We start from the raw sequence: 17,125 nt of genomic DNA on the forward strand, positions 1-17,125 counted from the left end.
AGGGCGATCCTGCACCTGGCCCGACCCGAGGCCTGACCCTGCCGCCATGACCTTCACCCTGATCGCCGGCCCCTGTGTGATCGAGAGCCGCGAGCTGGCTCTGGAGATCGCCGCACAGGTGAAGGCCATCACCGACCGGCTGGGCATCCGCTACGTCTTCAAGGCCAGTTTCGACAAGGCCAACCGCAGTTCCGGCGGCTCCTTCCGCGGCCCCGGCGTGGGCGATGGCCTGGAGGTGCTGGCCGAGGTGAAGCAACGCTTCGGGCTGCCGCTGCTCACCGACATCCACGAGAGCCACCAGGCCGCACCCGTGGCCGCGGTGGTGGACGTGCTGCAGATCCCCGCTTTTCTTTGCCGCCAGACCGACCTGCTGCTGGCCGCCGCCGCCGCGGTGCAGGGCACAGACAAGACGATCAACGTCAAGAAGGGGCAGTTCCTCGCCCCCTGGGACATGGCCCAGGTGGTGCGAAAGCTGCGGGAGGCCGGTGTGGAGAACCTCTGGCTCACCGAGCGCGGCACCAGCTTCGGCTACAACACGCTGGTGGTGGATTACCGCAGCCTGCCCCAGCTCCACGACCTGGGCTGCCCGGTGATCTTCGATGCCACCCATTCGGTGCAGCAGCCCGGCGGCCGGGGCAGCAGCACCGGCGGCCAGCGGGAGTTCGTGGCGCCCCTGGCCCGGGCGGCGGTGGCCGTGGGCGTGGATGGGCTGTTCATGGAGGTGCACCCCGACCCCGATCAAGCCCTCAGCGACGGGCCCAACATGGTGCCGCTGCACCGCCTCGAGCCGCTGCTGGAGCAGCTGTTGGCGATCCGTGCGGCCGTAGCGGCAGGCTTTCAGCCCTCCAGCCTATGAGCGGTGACAGGCCAGCGGCAGCGATAGAGGCGCAGGTGGGGCCGGCCGGGCAGGTCACGGCGGCAGGCATAGCCCAGCTCCTCGACCCGGGCCAGGGCCGGATCGATGCGGCGCTGCACGGAGTCCGGGCCACCGGTCTCGGCCAGCACCAACCGATCGGGGGGCTGCTGGCGGCGCAGCAGACGGCGCAGATCGCGCAGATCGCCCCAGGAATCCAGGCCCGGCGGGGCAGCACGGGGCGGTACGGGGCCTGGTGACACCGGAGCTGGATTCACCGTACCGGCCTGACGCAGCAGCCGCTCGGCCGTGCGGAAATGATGGGCCCGTGGACTGATCCGCACGGGTGTGTCCTGACTGACCAACACCAGCAGGCGGAAGTCGTTCATCTCGCGGGATCCCTGAAACACGCCTCCCGGTTGCAGGGGGCGGAAGGAATCCACCCAGAAGGTGAGCACCAGGGCCGTGGCCAGGGCCAGCGGCAGCAGCCGCAGCAGGCGGCTGGCCGGAGCCGGTAGAGACGCAAAGGCCAGCGCCACCACGGGAACCGCCGCAGGCAGCAGAACCACGAAGTAGCGGGGGTAGGCGATGGGCTTCACGAACGACACCCCCACCACCAGCAGCACCAGCAGGCCGCCGGAGAGCAGACCAGACCCGTCCAGCCAGGCCAGCCAGGGGCGTTGGATACCAACGCCAAGGCCAGCCTCTGCCGTGACACGCCGGCGGCACAGCACCAGATAAAGCGCTCCCATCGCCAGAAGCAGGGCCAGCTTCGGCAGCGGCCAGGGTCCCAGGGCCCGCGCCAGTACCTCCTCGGCCATGCCGCCATCGGGCCTGCCGATCCACTCGCCGGCCTCCGATCCCTCCAGCAGATAGCGGCGGCTGTGCCAGATCCAGGCGAGGCTCGGCAAGGCGGCCACGAGGCAAACCGCGGCGCTCTCCAGCCGCAGCCGCAGCGGCCGCCAGGGCACCGTGAGATCGGTGATCGCCAGGGCCACCCCGTAGAAGAGGCCGTAGTAGTGGGTGAGGCTGGCGGCGGCCAGGGCCAGGCCGTAGCCGATGCCATCGGCGGGCTTACCGCCCTGGTACCAGCGCCGGCGGCAGAGAAGGGCCAGGGCGATCCAGAGCACCAACAGCGCATACCCCTTGGCCTCGATCGAGAAGCGAATCGGGAAGGGGCTGCAGAAGGCCAGGATCACGGCCAGCGCCACAGCCAGATGGCGCCGTGGGGGTGCCAGGGGCCTGGCCATCTGAGCCACCTGGGCCACGATCACCCCCCCACCCAGCAGATAGGACCCCCAGGAAAACAGCCGCAGGAACACGGCCGTGTCGGGCACCAGCTGCCCCCAGAGCCAGAGCAGGCCGTAATAGAGGGGCGGGTGGGTGTCGGTGGTGAGATAGGTGAACAGATAGGCCAGTGAGGGCTGAAACGACTTGCGGGCCGTGCTGAGCTCATCGCCCCAGAGGCTGGTGGCATCCACCAGGGCCAGGGCCCGCCCGGCAAACAGCACCGCCACCCCAAGGCTCAGCCAGACGAGCCAGCGCAGCCCCGGTCCTGCGCTGGGGCGGTTGGTGGACGTCTCCTGCAGGGCGGTGTCAGGCAGAGTCGGATCAGAGTGCATGGTCGGATCCCAGGGATCGCCGCTCAGGCCAGCGGCTCGATCGGCGCCAGGCGCGGATCGAGGATCTTCGGGCCCATGCCTTCAAATTTCACGGCGATCGAGATCTTCTCGCCACTGCCGAACAGATGGGTCACATGGCCATCCCCGAAGGCGGCATGGCGCAACCGGTCACCCACCACCCAGCTTCGGGCCGCACCGGCGCGGCGCCGCACCGCATTGGTGGCGGCGCCGGCCTCCCCACCATCAGCCACGCGGCGGGACTCCTCCCGATCGACACGGGTGAGCCGATCAAGCCGCTGCTCCCGGCGCAGGGCCGCACCGCCGGAGCGCGGGATGTCGCCCTGCACCAGCTCCTCGGGCAGTTCCGAGAGAAACACCGAGGGCACCGCCGGCTCGCGCATGCCGCCCCAGAGGCGCCGCTCGCTGGCATGGGAGAGAAACAGACGCTCCTTGGCGCGGGTGATGCCGACGTAGCAGAGGCGGCGCTCCTCCTCCAGGGCGGCGGGATCCTCCAGGGAGCGGTAGCTGGGGAAGAGGCCCTGCTCCATCCCCACCAGAAACACCACCGGAAACTCCAGCCCCTTGCTGGCATGCAGGGTCATCAGGGTGACGCGGTCCTGGTCGGTGTCCTTGCTGTCGGCGTCGCTGGCCAGGGCAGCCGAGGCCAGGAACCCCTCCAGATCCCCCTCCTCGTTCTCCTCCTGATACTGCAAACCGGCATTGACCAGTTCGTTGAGGTTGCGGCGCCGGTCTTCGGCTTCATCGGTGCCGGCGGCGATCAGCTCGGCCAGGTAGCCGCTCTGCTCCAGCACCCGCTGCACCAGCTCAGAGGGAGGAGCGTCCTGGATGCGGCGCTGCAGATCCGTGATCAGTTCATGGAACTGCAGCAGCCCCTTGGCCGAACGGCCGCCGAGGGAGCGCACCGCCTCGGCATCGCTCACCACCTCCCACAACGGAATCCCCAGCTGATTGGAGGCATCGGTCAACCGCTCGATCGTGGTCTTGCCGATGCCGCGGCGAGGCACATTCAGCACCCGCAGCAGGCTCACCGTGTCGGCCGGATTGACCAGCAGCCGCAGATAGGCGAGCACATCCTTGATCTCGCGCCGGTCGTAGAAGCGCAGACCGCCCACCACGATGTAAGGGATCCCCCAGCGCACCAGGGCCTCCTCCATGGCCCGGCTCTGGGCATTGGTGCGATACAGCACCGCCATGTCACCCCAGCGCAGATCGGGATGGGCGGCCTCGAGCATGCGCATGCGGTGCACCACCGCCTCGGCCTCGGCGATCTCGTCGTCACAGCGGGTGAGGGTGATCAGCTCCCCCTCGCCGCGGGTGGGGCGGAGGATCTTGTCGATCCGCTCGCTGTTGTGGGCGATCAGGGCGTTGGCCGCCTCCAGGATCGTGGCGGTGGAGCGGTAGTTCTCCTCCAGCTTCACCATGGTGCTGGTGGACTCATCGGCAGCGCCGTCGCCGAAATCGTCCTGAAACCCCATCAGGATCGTGAAGTCGGCGGCACGGAAGCTGTAGATGCTCTGGTCGGCGTCGCCCACCACGAACACCGAGCGCCCCGCCCACTCCTCAAAGGCGGCGGGGTCGCGCCCATCGGTGACCAGCAGCTTGATCAGGTCGTACTGGGTGCGGTTGGTGTCCTGGTATTCGTCCACCAGCACATGGCGAAAGCGACGATGCCAGTAGTTCCGCACCTGCTCGTTCTGGCGCAGCAGCTGCACCGGGAGCAGCAGCAGATCATCGAAATCGAGGGCGTTGTTGGCGGCCAGGGCGCGGCGATAAAGGCGGTAGGCCTCGGCCTCCTTGCGGCCCCGCACCCCCTCCGCCCTGGCCTCCAGCTGCTCCGGCAGCCAGCCCTGGTTCTTGGCATTGCTGATCGCCCAGCGCACCTTCTTGGGCTCGAACCGCTTCGGATCCAGACCCAGCTCCTGGGTCACGATCTCCTTCACCAGGGTCTGGGCGTCGCTCTCGTCGTAGATCGAGAACTGCCGCGTCCAGCGCAGGCCTTCGGGGTCGTGGAACTTGTCGATATCGAAGCGCAGCAGCCGCGCGAACAGGGCGTGAAAGGTGCCGATCCACAGCTCCTTGATCACCTCGCGGTAGATGCGGCTGCGCAGCTGCTTCTGCTGCACCAGCGGCAGGGTGCTCCAGGGCTGGCCGAACTGGCTCTGGGCCAGCTTCTGGGCCAGCAACAGCTCCAGCCGCTCCTTCATCTCCCGGGCGGCCTTGTTGGTGAAGGTCACCGCCAGCAGATCGGCCGGATCGACGCCGTGGTGGCCGATCAGGTGGGCGATGCGATGGGTGAGGGCGCGGGTCTTGCCGCTGCCCGCCCCCGCCACCACCAGCAGGGGACCGGTGTGGTGGTCCACCGCCCGGCGCTGGGCGTCGTTGAGGCCGGCAAGAAAGCTCACGGGCTGAGGCTATCGCCGGGCAGAGGCGCCGGCGTGGCCGCCACCTGTTCGATCAGGCCCTGCAGGGCCTGCAGGTGGTGCTGCACCGTGAAGTGCTCCTGGCAGCGGCGCCGTCCCGCCGCCCCCAGCCGGCCGGCCAGGGCCGGGTCCTCCCCCAGACGGCGGATGGCCTCCGCCATGGCCGCCACGTCACCCTCCTCCACCAGCAGGCCCGTCACCCCGTGCTGCACCACCTCGGGGATGCCGGCGTGGCGGGTGGCCACCACCGGCAGGCCACTCAGCTGGGCCTCCAGCACCGCCACCGGCGATCCCTCCTGATCCCCATCCGGTGCGGTGAGCGAATGCTGCAGGAAGGCCCGCGCCCCCCGCAGCCGCTCGGCGATGGCCGGCGGCTGCAGCAGGCCGGCGAAGATCACCCGATCGTCGAGGCCGAGGTCGCTGGCCCGCTGACGGGCCCGGGCCAGCAGGGGCCCCTCCCCCACCATCTCCAGCCGCCAGTCGGGATGGCCGGCGCTGGCGCGGGCGAAGGCCTCGAGGCTGAGCAGCGGCCCCTTCTTGGCCACGAAGCGGCCCACCGCCAGGAAGCGGGGCGGAGCGGCGGCCGGATCGGCACCGGCGAAGCGGGCGGGATCGGCCCCCGAGGGACTGATCAGCACCGGCAGGGGCCGCTGGCGCTGCGTCGCCAGGGCCAGCAGGGTGGCGCGCATCGGCTCCGACTTGACCACCACCGCCGCCACCAGCTGCAGCAGGCGGCGATAGCGGGGCCGCAGCGTGGCCAGGTAGCGGCGGGAGGAGGCATCGGAACCGCGGAAATGAACGATCAGCGGCAGGCCGGTGGCGGGCACCAGCTCCATCACCCGCACCGCGTGGAAGCCGAATTCCGCCAGCACCAGATCGGGCCTCTCCTGGCGGCAGATGCGGATCGCCACCTGGGAGGGCAGCCAGGTGCCAAAGCGCTGCAGCGCCTCCAGCGGTACCAGGGCGGCCAGGCGGTAGCAGGCCTTGCTGACCAGGATCGCCAGGCCGTAGGCGAGCCGCAGGGGCGGGCCGCCCCAGGGCCGCTCGTCGCCGCAGTAGGCCACCGTGTCGCAGGCGAGGCCGGCCAGGTTGGCGCGGATGAAGGTCTCCGAGGGCGCCCGCCGCGAGGGGGCGAACACCAGCAGGCGCAGGGGCTTGGGAAGCGCCACCTCAGGCGAGGTTGAGCAGGTCGCGCCAGACCGGCTCGAGCACCGGCCAGTCGTGGCGGCGCAGCAGCGCCGCCGCCGCCGCGCCGCAGCGCCGCTGCAGATCGGGATCCTCCACCAGCTGCTGCAGGGCTGCCGCCAGAGCCGCCGCGTCGCCGGTGCGCACCACCAGCCCGGTGACCCCCGGCTCCACCAGCTCCAGGGGCCCGGGCGAGGCATCGGTGACCACCGACGCCAAGCCGAAGCCCATCGCCTCCAGCAGAGCATTGGGCATGCCTTCGAAGCGGGAAGGCAGCACGAAGATCGGCGCCTGGCGAAAGAAGCGGGGCGGATCACTGCAGAAGCCCTCGAAGCTCACCTGCGCGGCAATCCCCAGCTGGCGGGCCTGCCGTTCCAGGGAGGCGCGCTCGGGGCCATCACCCACGATCCGCAGCCGCCATGTCTGGCGGATCGGCAGCGGCAGCAGGGCAAAGGCCTCCAGCAGCACGTCCACCCCCTTCTGGGGCACCAGCCGGCAGACCGTGAGGAACTCGCGCGCGCGCTCCGCCAGGGGCAGCCGCTCACCGGAGCGCTGGGTCTGGGGCAGGGGATTGGCCAGCAGGTCCAGCCGCCGGAACGGCTGCGGGAACTGGCGCAGCACCGCCAGCACTCCGCTGGTGTTGGCGGTCACCACATCGGCGCGGCCGTAGAGCAGGGGCCGCAGCCGGTTCCAGGGGAAGGGCAGGTGCTGCAGGCGGGGATCGTTCCGCTCCGACACCACCAGATGGATCGGCAGATCCCAGACCGCCAGAGCGGACAGCATGTTGGTGCGGCTGAGCAGGGCGAGCAGCCGCTGGGGCCGCTGCCGCTGCACCAGCTGGCGCAGACGAGCCCCCTGGGGGCCAGCCACGTTGCGGGTCAGCCGCAGCAACAGGCGCTGCAGGCCGCCACGCCAACCCGTCGCCGGCGGCCAGAGGGGCAGCTGCAGCCCGAGCAGCAGGCGCAGCCCCAGCGGCGAGAGACGGCGCCGGATCCGGCCGATCCAGAGGGCCGCCACCCGCCCAGCGATCGCCAGCGGCGAGCGATCCGAGACATCAACCTCGGGGCCCAGCCGCTGCCGGTCGCTGGCCACCAGCGGGCCCAGATCGATGTGCTCCACCCCGGGCGGAGGCTCCAGCACGGCCGGCTGATCGGGTAACAGGGTGATCAGCCGCACCCGCAGACCACGGGCCGCGAAGTGCCCCGCCGCCAGCACCGCCACCTTCTGGGCACCACCGGGACCCAGATGGGGCAGCACGATCCAGAGATCATCCCCCGGCAACGACGGGGGCACAGTGTTGGAAAGGGGCGCGGACATGGCGGAGGCGCGGCTCAGGGCATCAGGGGCTTGAGGGCTGCGAGGAACTGCTCCCGCACCGTGGCTTCGCCGTAGCGCTGGCGAACGGCGCGGGCCTCGCTGCCAAGGCGCCGCCGCAGAGGGGGATCATCGATCAGCCGCTCCAGTTCACGCTCCAGCAGCGCCGCATCGGCCTCGGCCGGCACCAGCCAGCCATCCTGGCCATGGCGCACGATCTCCTCCGGACCGGTGGGGCAGGCGCAGGCCAGGCAGGCGCAGCCGCTCACCATGGCCTCAAGCAACACGTTCGGAAACCCCTCGTAGCGGGAGCTGAGCACAAACAGGTCGCAGGCTCCGTACCAATCGGCCACGTTGCCCACCGGGCCCGGCAGATGCACCCGCTGGCGCAGCAGCGGGTCGGCCTTCCATTGCGCCACCAGATCCGCCACAGCCCGGCGATGGCTGCCGCTGGCCGGATCGAGGCCCAGGATCACCAGATGCCAGCTGGGATGGCGCGGTGCCAGGCGGGCAAAGGCCGCCAGCAGCCGGTCGAATCCCTTCTGGTGGGGCTTGGTGCCCACCGCCAGCATCAGCGAGGCGCCGGCGGGGATCAGAGCGGCGGGAGCGATCCGTGGCGGGAAATCGGCCAGGGGCCAGCCGATCGGGTTGGGCACCAGATGGCAGCGCGACTCCGGCACCGCCTGGGTGGAGACCAGCCAGGCCAGGGTGCGGCGGGTCTGCACGAGATGGGCCGCTGCGCGCGGATAGGTGAGCCGGCGCAGCCAGCGCCAGGGCAGGGCGGGCGGCTTGGCGGGCGGATAGTTGCGCTCCGACACCACCACGGCCCAGGGCAGACCGGCGCTGACCAGCAGCAGCTTGATCGCCGGCAGGGTCGTGATCCCCAGCGCCAGGCAGGGGCTCAGCTGGCGCAGCAGCCTGCGCAGCCGCAGCAACCGCCACGGGAAGCCCCACCAGCCAAGGGCCTTGAGCCAGCGGGGCTCGGGCAGCTCGACGCGGCGATCCAGACCGGCGGGCAGGGGGTAGAAATCGCGCTCCGGCCCGTGGCGGGTGAGCAGCAGCACCGGCAGGCCGGCCTGCTGCAACCACTGGGCCCACTGCAGGGTGATGCGCTCGGCGCCGCCGGCCTTGAGCGCATCGATGTAGAGCAGCACCGGCCCGGGCGACGGCGGCAACAGGGGATCCCCCATCAATCCCGCCGGCTCCGCGAGGCCCTGCCCCGGCTCCCTGAAGCCATGGCGGCAGGCTTGTAACGCAGCCGCCACAACCGCATCAGCCGCCGACTGGTGAGCCGTCGCTGCCGCAGGCGCACCGGCAGGGTGAACCACAGCACCTGCAGGATCTGCAGAGGGGTGAGTCCACGCCTCCAGGACCGATCGAGCCGGATCGGTCCGCCCGCCTTGAAGCGCATGTCGTTGCCATGGATGTTGCGGCGCGGTCCGTGGCCCCAGTCCATCTGGGCCTCCTCGAAGGGCAGACCGATCGCCGTCATCAGCCGCTGCAGTTCACGGCGCGGTTGGCCGGCGAGGCGCTCGTAGTGCACCAACAGATGGCGGCGGCGATGGAGCAGGTCATCAGCACGGAAATAACCATTGGCGTAGTTGTAACAAACCTCACGAAGATCAGCGCCCTTCTTGACATAGCTGTGCACCAGTCCCAGGGGGCCGCGCAGCAGATGAATCGGCAGCAGGTCATAGCCGCCGTAGAGCTCCTGGCCCTGGAGAAGATCACGCAACCGCGGCAGACTCTTGGAGGAATCCACGATCGTTCGGCAACCGCTCACCGCCGCCACACTCTCGTAGAGCGCCAGGTTGTGGCCATGGTTCACCCAGGGATCGACGCTGTCGAGCCGCAGGGCGTCAAAGCTCAGGCCCGTACTGGCCTGCAGTTGGTCCTGCACGGACCTCCAGTAGGGACACTCGAGAGGATCGAGGCCATGGCAGCTGCAGCGTTTGCGGCTGCGATCGGTGGCGGAAAGCATCTTGATCTCACCCACACTGGTGAGACCGGAATGACCGCTGAGCAACAGATCCAGCAGGGTGGAACCGCTGTGGCCGCGACTGGTGATGTAGAGCACCCGCAGGGGCGGCAGCAGGTGCCGGGACTCAGGCGAAGGCGGCATCAACGCAACCGTCATCAGGATGAAGGGGGCAACCCGGGCAGGGCGGCATCGCGGTAGCGCTGCAGCGCCGGTGCGATCCGGGTGCGAAAGCCGTGACCATCGACCTTTTTCTTGAACAGCAGCGCCACCAGGGGATAGAGGGGCTCCAGCCGTCGGTCCTCCAGGCTGAGCCCCTCCAGGGCAGCCGCCACCTGGCGCGCAAAGCCGGCATGGTCTTCGCGGGCCTGGGAGGCCTGGTGCCGCGGCGACTGGGCCTCCCGCACCACCGCCTCGATGCGGGTCGTCACCTGAGCCAGGGCGGCAGCATCCTGGCGCGACCAGGCCTCCAGCCAGGAGCAGCCGAGGCAACGCAGCAGATTACTGAGCAGGCGATAGCTCACATCGGCGTCGATCCGATCGAGATCAAGCTGCTCGGCCAACTGGGCAGAACGCCGCGCCACAGCGGAGAAGGCCGGAAAATCCTCCAGGGAGAAGTGCAGGCGCCCCAGCACGGTGTAACAGGAGATCAGCAGCTTGGCCCTGTTCTCCCGATCCTCCCGCCCACAGCTGGGCGTTCCGGGATCCGCCTCCAGCTCTTCGGCCAGCCGGGCGATCGGCGCCACTGCCGCCGCCATCGACTCGGGATCCTGGTCTTCCAGGGTGCGGTAGGCCCAGGCGATGGCGCCATAGGCACGGAAGTGGGCCGGCAGCGGCTCAGCCGCCGCGATCCTCTGCAGCAGCAGGGCATGGTCGCGGGCGTGGGCGGAGCGGAAGCGGCGGCGGAACAACAGGCGATACAACAGCTCGCTGCTGCCCCAGTCGGACCAGAGGCGGATGAACAGTTCCAGGGCCGCTGCGACGTCGCCATCGGCGCAACAGCGCAAGGCGAGGGCTTCGAGCAACAGGGGGGCAGCGCCGGGAGCGCGGCACCAGCGCTCCAGCCAACGCCGGCCCCGGCGCGGCTGATCCAGCCGCTCGCAGATGATCACCACAGCCAGCCGCAACCGGGCCAAAGCCCAGCTCCAGGGGGCCAGGCGCCGCATGCCGGTGGGCCTCACACCCATCTCAGAGGGGCCGCGGCCAGAGCCCGAACCGCAGCAGCAACCGCAGGCGGAAGCGCGCCTGCGCCAGCCGGATCGCCAGCCGCTGCCGGCGGGAGAGCTGACGCCGCCAGCGTTCGTCGAGGCGGATCGTGGAGGCGCGGCTGGTGCGCGTGCGCTTGTTGCCGTTGACGTTGTGATGCTCGTGCCGGGTCCAGTCCAGCTGGTCGGGCTCAAAGGCGAGTCCGGCCGCCTGCATGATCCGCCCCAGCACCTGCTCCGGCTGGCGACAGAGGCTCTCGTAGGACACGAGCAGATGGGGATGATGGCGGAGCAGGTCGTAGCGGGGCCAGAGATTGCGGTGGTAGATCTCCAGCTCCTCACGCCAGGGGCGTCCCTTGGCGATGTTGGAGCACACCACGCCTTCCGGCCGCCGCACGATGTGCACCGGCAGCACCTGCAGATCGGGGTCCTGCAGCAACAGCTTCAGGCGGGAGAGTTTCTTGGAGGAATCGACGAACACCGCGCAGCCTGTCTTCTGCTGCAGCACCGTCAGCAGGCGGCGATTGGCGTCCCGAAACGCTGCCGGTTCGGTGGCGTGGATCTGCAGCTCGGCCAGGGGCGGTGAGCCGGAGGCCTCAAGCCGGCTGGACACGTCCTGCCAGAACAGGCAGGTGGCAAAACTGGATGCCCCGCAGGCACATTCCCCTTCCGATTTAGCGGTGAGTTTATGGATTTCACCCAGGGTCAGGCAGGCAGAATGGGAGCCGATCAACATATCCAGCAAGGTGGAACCGCTATGGCTATTGCTGGTGATGTAGATCAGCTTCAACGGGGGCATCGACGCGTCAGTAACAGAACGAATGAACAGAAAATCGGTAGCAGTGGAGGCTAGCAGTGCCCCTGAGGCTCGCTCTCCAGAAACGCCAGCATGCGGCGACTGCGCTCGCTGTAGGTGACGGAACCGGCAAGCCGCAGGCGCTCGGCGGCGGCGGCAGGGTCCGGCACCAGAGCCTCCGCCACGGCGGCGGCAAAGCTCTCGGCGTCTGGGGCAAGGGCCACCACGGAGGCATAGGGCTCCAGCGCCGGCAGTGGCGTGGCCACCACCGGCAGGCCAGCGGCCAGGTACTCGAAGAACTTCATCGGGAACATGGCGCGGGTATAGGCATTGATCCGCGCCGGAATCAACCCCACCGCCGCCCCCTTGAGATAGGCCGGCAAGGTCCCATAGGGCCGTGGGCCGAGGCGGTGGATGTTGGGGCAATCCGCCAGGGCGGTGATCAGCGTGGCGGGATCCCCCTCACCCACCGCCCCGATCAGCACGATCGACCAGTCCGGATGGCGACGGGCCACGGCAGCCAGCAGCTCCATGTTCATCTTGTAGGTCGCGATCGCTCCCACGAACAGGAGCCGCGGTGCCGGGATGCACCCCAGATCGGCCGGCAGGGGCAAGGCGGGATCCAGTGCCTGGCGGAAATGCTCCACGTCCACCGCATTGGGCAGCAGGGTGCAGCGCCGAGCCAGCGGCCGGCAGCGTTCCTGCAACACCGGGGTGGTGGTGACGACTCCATCCACCTGGTGGCAGAGCTGCTGTTCGTCGCGCCGGATTCGGGGCCCATCCATCCCCGGCTGCGTATCGATGGCATCGACACAGTGATAAAGCGAACGCCGGTAGGCGTGCACCGGCAGCAAGGCCGCCGTGCGGGGGTTGTAGGTCCAGAGCAGATCGCGGCGCAGGCCCAGCTGGAGCCGGGCCAGGGCCAGAGTGGTACGCAGCACGAGGCCATTGAGGCGGTCCACCCACGGCCCTGCTGGCAGGGGCAACTGCAGCGGCGAGATCACCCAGATTCCAGGGCGCACAGGCCGCGGCCTGGGGAAGGACAACCGCAGGCGGCGCCACAACCGGCCCCGATCCCGCTGCCCCAGGGTGGGGGGTCGCAGGCCGAGGGAATCCACGTAAAGCACCCGATGACCCAGCTCCGCCAGGCTCACAGCCACGTGCTGTTTGTTGGTCCAGAAGGGATGATCCCAGTCGGCCGTGGCCAGCAGGGTGATGTCGAGGCCGGGGCTCACGAGGCGGCCGCGAGGCTGCGCTCCAGGGTGGCCACCAGTTCCTCAAAGCTGGAGGAAGCAGCCCGCAGCTGCTCGAAATTGCCGGCTGCCTTGATCCGGCCCGCCTCGAATTCGTAGATGCGGTCGCAGCGCACGATCGTGGAGAGGCGGTGGGCGATCACGATCGTGGTGCACCGTCGGCCGATGATCTCGAGCGCCTCGATCACCTCCGATTCCGTCTTGTTGTCGAGGGCGCTGGTCGCCTCATCGAGCAGCAACACCTCGGTGCGCCGGTAGAAGGCCCGCGCCAGTGCAAGCCGCTGGCGCTGGCCACCGGAGAGCCGCAGGCCATCGCGACCGATCGGGGTGTACAGGCCATAGGGAAGTTCGGCCACTACCTCGGCGAGCTGGGCCGATTCCAGCGACTCCCAGACCAGGTTCAGATCCACCTGATCGGGGTCTTCGCCGAAGGCGATGTTTTCCAGAACGCTGCCGCGGGTGAAGCTCACGATCTGGGGCACATAGGAGCAGCAGGACTGCCAGGCCCGGCGATCCTGCGAATCCAGGGGCGTGCCATCAATCAGAAGTTGTCCTTTCTGGGGGGTGAGCAGTGCGAGCAACAGCAGGCCCGTGGTGGTCTTGCCGCTGCCGGTGGACCCCACGAAGGCGACACGGGACCCTACCGGGATGGTGAGGCTGAGATCGGTGATCGTGGAGTGGTTGGTGGTGGGATAGGCATAGGTGATCCGATCCAGCCGGATCGTGCGGCGCGGAATGAAGGCCTGCGGGCTCATGGGAGTGCCTCCCGGCCCCAGAACAGCCGTGGGGATCTCACTACCTTCATCGGCAATCTGCATCAGCTTGAGCAGGCTGGAGATGTTGGGTAGACCGGAGCGGAGCTTGGTGATCGACGCGAAGGTTTCCTGCAGGGCTGGGGTGAGGCGCAGCGAGGCCAGGGCCAGGGTGGCGAGAAAGGGGATGACCTGCTTCACATCGGAGAAACCGCCACCGAGCACCGCCGGAAAGATGGCAAAGGAGAAAATCAGCGTGATGCCAAGCGGCTCGATCGTGAGCTTGGGGAACCAGGGCAGGAGCGTATTGAGAAACTCGAACTTCTTGGCCTCTTGGGCCTTGTCGCGGAAGGAATCGGCATAGAAATCCTCGGCGGCGTAGAGCTGGATCTCGCGGATCATCGTCATCGAGTCGATGAAGGTCTGCTTCATCTGCGAGGCCAGATAGAGCTTCTGTCGCTCTGCATGGCGCAGATAGGGCGTCATGAACACCGAAAAGAGGCCGTAGGCGAGCGTGAGACCAGCGAACAAACCGAGCGCATACCAGCGCCCCACATAGAGAATGCCACCAGTGAGCAACACCACCGAAAAGAACGACGAAAACAACGGCAGACAAGGCCGCAGAATGCCGCGTGTCACCTTGGTGACGTTGGTGAGCAGCTGCGTCGCCAGCTTGGAGTCGTCCTGGGCAAGATGAAACTCGTAGGGAAGATAGAGAATGCCGCGATAGAGATGATCGGTCAGATAGAGCCACATGCGCTCGATGTACTGCTCCTGCGAAATCACCAGCCAGAGGCGCGCCAGCGAGCGGAGCCACGAGATCAGGATGAAGGCACCGATCAGGAAGAGGACAAACTCAAAGCGATCTGAGCCGGGAATATGAATCGGAATGATCTGGCGCTTCGCCTTCGACATCAACAGCGAGGACATCAGCTGGGCCAGAATGCCCACTGACAGGATATCAAGAACACCAGGCAGCACTGCCAAGGGCAGCAGCCAATAGAACTGCCGCCTGAGTGATTTCGGGAGGGTCAGAATGAGTTGCCGAAGCTGATCGAGTGTCTGGCTTTTCGGCAGCCGCACGGAGAACACCTGTGATCTCCCCCAGCTTATGGGGGCTCCCCTGCCACGCCGCCAGGCAACGGGCCAGCCACTTAACCGATCGACCCAAGCTGGCGGGAAAGCAGGCGCCGCAAGCGATCCGCCCGCTGCCGCCAGCGCAGCTGCCAGCGGGGTGGGGCCAGCAGCGGCGGCTCGCCGGCGCTGAGCCTGTCCCAGTGGTGGTTGATCTCCTCCAGGGCATGGCGCCAGCGCCGCCGCAGCTCCGGCTCGCTGCAGGCCTCCAGCAGGGGCTGGAGACGATCCGGGTCAGCGCGCCAGGCGCTGGGATCCCTGACGGCGGCAGTGATCCGCTCCAGATCTGCGGCCAGGCTGCCGGCGCCGATCTGATGGGCAATCGACCCGGGATCAAGGCTGTCGGCCAGGGCGTGGTTGAGGCTGCTGAACACAACGCAGCCGCAGGCGAGAGCTTCGAGCGGCGGCAGTCCGAACCCCTCCGTCAACCCCCGCCCCCGCCAGTAGTCGGCCGAGTCGTAGAGCACCACCGTGGCCCGGTTGAACAGATCCACCAGATCGTCCACCCAGCCGCTCTGCACCTCCACCCGCAGTCCCTGGCGCCGCAGGGCCGGCACTAGTTGCGTGAGCACGTAGGCACTGCTCTTGCGCTGCTGCACCAGCACATCAATCGGGCGGCGGCCCTCCAGCCCATCGCCATCGCTCCCGTCAGAACCGGTCCCATCGCCGCCGGCGGCAGGGCCGCCCGGCCGGAGGCCGCGCTCCATCCAGTCGCGTTCGAGGGCGTTCGGCACCAGAAACAGGGGCTGGCGGGGCGCCGCATCCCCCCAGTAGCCGAGCGTGTTGCGGCTTACCGCCAACACCGGCACGGCGGGAGGCAGGGAGAAGCCATAGCCACTGCTGTGGGCGTGATAGGCCACTGGGCGTCCGCGCAGGCGGCGCAACTGGCTTGGCACCTCAAACCCCCAGCTCACAATCCAGAGGGCCTCGCCGGGCGGCTCCTCCGACGCCAGCAGATCATCGAGGAAGGCCAGGCCCTCCTCCCGCTTGCGGTAGGTCACCACCTCCGCCGGCACGATCTCCTGCAGCAGGCGCAGGGTCTGCAGCTCCACAAGCAAGCCGCCACAGCGGAACCGGCCAGTGGTGCCGGGCAGCAGGAATCTCAGGGGACGCAAGCGCACGGGCTCCAGCAAGGGCGAGTGTGTCGCATCCAGGCCCCGTCCAACGGCAGGGCCTGATCTCAGCCGGGCCTCAGGCCGCCACCACTTCAGTGCTGCCGGTGCGTTGGCGACGGGTGAGGAAGCCGAACAGCACCTTGCCGATGGCGGCGATGAGGTTGCCCTCCAGTTCCTGGAACATCACCATGTTGAGGTGGAAGGCATGGTTGGCCTCCTCGACGATGCGATCGGCCATGGCCTGATCGATCGGCAGATGGTCCAGGGTGGCGCGGTAGTTGACCTTGAAGGCCTTCTCGTCGTCGATGGCGTCGAACTCGTAGAAGCGGAGGCCGTCGTGCTCGCCCAGGTTCATCGCCTTCTGGGCGATGTTCTTGAGGATCTGCCCACCGGAGAGATCGCCGATGTAGCGGGTGTAGTGATGGCCCACCAACAGCTCGGGGGTCTCACGGGCCACCTGACGCACCCGGTTGACGTACTCCACGGCACCGGGGGTGGGCTGCAGCTGCTGGCGCCAGTCGGAGCCGAAGTAGAAGGCCATGTCCTGCTCCAGCACCGCCTTGCGGTTGAGGGCGTCGAAGGCGATCGGGCCCACCACCGGATGGTCCTTGAGGCGGCCGATCTCCTCCTCCATGGCGCTGTAGAGGACGTAGAGGTTGGCGACGAGCCGGCGATAGCTCATCTTGTCCACCACCCCCTTGAGGAAGCAGCTCACAAAACCGGTGTTCTCGGCCATGGTGTGGGACTTCTTGGTTCCCTCACGCAACTGAGAAGCAAGCGCGACAGACATCAATCCGGAAAGCTGCATAGCCAGTCCAAGCAAGTTAGGCGCAGCCTTCCCAGCGGCGGCGACAAGGTTGCGAAGGATTACGTGGGCAGCGCCTGCCCCAGCCCTGCGCCGCAGCCCCAAACCCAACGGGGATCAGGCGGCTCGCCGATCGTCACCGGCTTCCGGGGGGCCGCCGTCGGCATCGGAGTCGCTGCTGCCGAGGGACTGGGCGCCAGCACCGAACAGATCGAACAGTTCGCGGCAGAGCAGCTGCAGGGTCTGGACCACCTCAGGACTGGGCAGGTGGCTGCCGGAGGGTTGCCACTCCCCCAGCGTGGCCAGTCGCCAGCGCTCCGATTCATAGGTGAGGCCGCGGATCAGAACCCCCAGCAACCGCGGCCGGCTGCGGGCGACCGCCGCCTCCGGCGCCCGCTCCAGCCGCAGCTGCAGCAGCAGCGAGCGGCATTGGGTGCGAGGGCTCCAGCCGGGGAAATGGAAGGAGAGATCCAGCGATTCCCGCTCGTTGAAGGCACGGGTGAGGGGATCGTCCCGCCAGGGGGTGAGGTTGGCGCGGGCCGCGGGGAAATGGCCCCGCACCAGGGTGACCACCGAGGCGATCGCCTGAGCCAGTTCCAGCGATCGTGCCTGATCGGCGGCGTTCATGCCGTTCCCCGGGAGCAGAACCAGATCATGGCCAAAACCTAGGCT

General features: G+C 68.5%; 14 protein-coding genes. 1 reads left to right on the forward strand and 13 read right to left on the reverse strand.

From position 1 onward, the window contains the following. Positions 1 to 46 precede the first annotated feature (46 nt). Complete coding sequence (kdsA, locus tag H8F26_RS05330; protein WP_197158030.1) at positions 47 to 856, forward strand: 3-deoxy-8-phosphooctulonate synthase; 810 nt, start codon at positions 47 to 49, stop codon at positions 854 to 856. On the opposite strand, the gene H8F26_RS05335 is transcribed toward kdsA, so the two are convergent. The 13 genes from H8F26_RS05335 to H8F26_RS05395 all read right to left on the reverse strand — a co-directional run bounded on the left by H8F26_RS05335 (position 838) and on the right by H8F26_RS05395 (position 17,080). Then, the gene (locus H8F26_RS05335; protein ID WP_197158032.1) at positions 838 to 2,475 is read right to left on the reverse strand and encodes a glycosyltransferase family 39 protein; all 1,638 of its coding nucleotides are present in this window, start codon (positions 2,473 to 2,475) and stop codon (positions 838 to 840) included. The two genes, kdsA and H8F26_RS05335, sit on opposite strands and share 19 nt — an antisense overlap. Before the next feature lie 23 nt (positions 2,476 to 2,498). Beyond that, positions 2,499 to 4,898: a UvrD-helicase domain-containing protein gene (locus H8F26_RS05340; protein WP_197158034.1), complete on the reverse strand. Its 2,400-nt coding sequence runs from the start codon at positions 4,896 to 4,898 to the stop codon at positions 2,499 to 2,501. Beyond that, on the reverse strand, positions 4,895 to 6,085 hold the full coding sequence (locus H8F26_RS05345) for a glycosyltransferase (RefSeq protein ID WP_197158035.1): 1,191 nt from the start codon (positions 6,083 to 6,085) through the stop codon (positions 4,895 to 4,897). Before H8F26_RS05345 ends, H8F26_RS05340 begins: the two co-directional genes overlap by 4 nt. A gap of 1 nt (position 6,086) precedes the next feature. Continuing rightward, positions 6,087 to 7,418 carry a glycosyltransferase gene (locus H8F26_RS05350; protein ID WP_197158037.1) on the reverse strand — a complete coding sequence of 444 codons (1,332 nt, stop codon included), beginning with the start codon at positions 7,416 to 7,418 and terminating at the stop codon, positions 6,087 to 6,089. A 14-nt stretch (positions 7,419 to 7,432) separates the two neighbouring features. Beyond that, complete coding sequence (locus H8F26_RS05355) at positions 7,433 to 8,605, reverse strand: glycosyltransferase (protein WP_197158039.1); 1,173 nt, start codon at positions 8,603 to 8,605, stop codon at positions 7,433 to 7,435. After that, positions 8,605 to 9,537, reverse strand: a complete 933-nt coding sequence (locus H8F26_RS05360; protein ID WP_197158040.1) for a sulfotransferase — start codon at positions 9,535 to 9,537, stop codon at positions 8,605 to 8,607. The genes H8F26_RS05355 and H8F26_RS05360 overlap by 1 nt, the downstream gene beginning before the upstream one ends. 14 nt (positions 9,538 to 9,551) lie before the next feature. Then, positions 9,552 to 10,580, reverse strand: coding sequence for a hypothetical protein (locus H8F26_RS05365; protein WP_197158042.1), 1,029 nt, complete (start codon positions 10,578 to 10,580; stop codon positions 9,552 to 9,554). Position 10,581: 1 nt separating this feature from the next. Further along, positions 10,582 to 11,397 carry a hypothetical protein gene (locus H8F26_RS05370; RefSeq protein WP_197158044.1) on the reverse strand — a complete coding sequence of 272 codons (816 nt, stop codon included), beginning with the start codon at positions 11,395 to 11,397 and terminating at the stop codon, positions 10,582 to 10,584. Between the two features lie 50 nt (positions 11,398 to 11,447). After that, a complete protein-coding gene (locus H8F26_RS05375; RefSeq protein ID WP_197158046.1) occupies positions 11,448 to 12,629 on the reverse strand; it encodes a glycosyltransferase in 1,182 nt (393 codons plus the stop codon). Continuing rightward, positions 12,626 to 14,491, reverse strand: a complete 1,866-nt coding sequence (locus tag H8F26_RS05380) for an ABC transporter ATP-binding protein (RefSeq protein WP_197158048.1) — start codon at positions 14,489 to 14,491, stop codon at positions 12,626 to 12,628. The genes H8F26_RS05375 and H8F26_RS05380 overlap by 4 nt, the downstream gene beginning before the upstream one ends. 62 nt (positions 14,492 to 14,553) lie before the next feature. Then, a complete protein-coding gene (locus H8F26_RS05385; RefSeq protein ID WP_197158050.1) occupies positions 14,554 to 15,648 on the reverse strand; it encodes a glycosyltransferase in 1,095 nt (364 codons plus the stop codon). 76 nt (positions 15,649 to 15,724) lie between these two features. Next, complete coding sequence (locus tag H8F26_RS05390; protein ID WP_197158052.1) at positions 15,725 to 16,438, reverse strand: heme oxygenase (biliverdin-producing); 714 nt, start codon at positions 16,436 to 16,438, stop codon at positions 15,725 to 15,727. A gap of 132 nt (positions 16,439 to 16,570) precedes the next feature. Then, complete coding sequence (locus tag H8F26_RS05395) at positions 16,571 to 17,080, reverse strand: hypothetical protein (protein WP_197158054.1); 510 nt, start codon at positions 17,078 to 17,080, stop codon at positions 16,571 to 16,573. Positions 17,081 to 17,125: the final 45 nt, after the last annotated feature.

Source organism: Synechococcus sp. CBW1006 (assembly GCF_015840525.1).
In the GTDB taxonomy this organism is placed as follows: Bacteria; Cyanobacteriota; Cyanobacteriia; order PCC-6307; family Cyanobiaceae; genus CBW1002.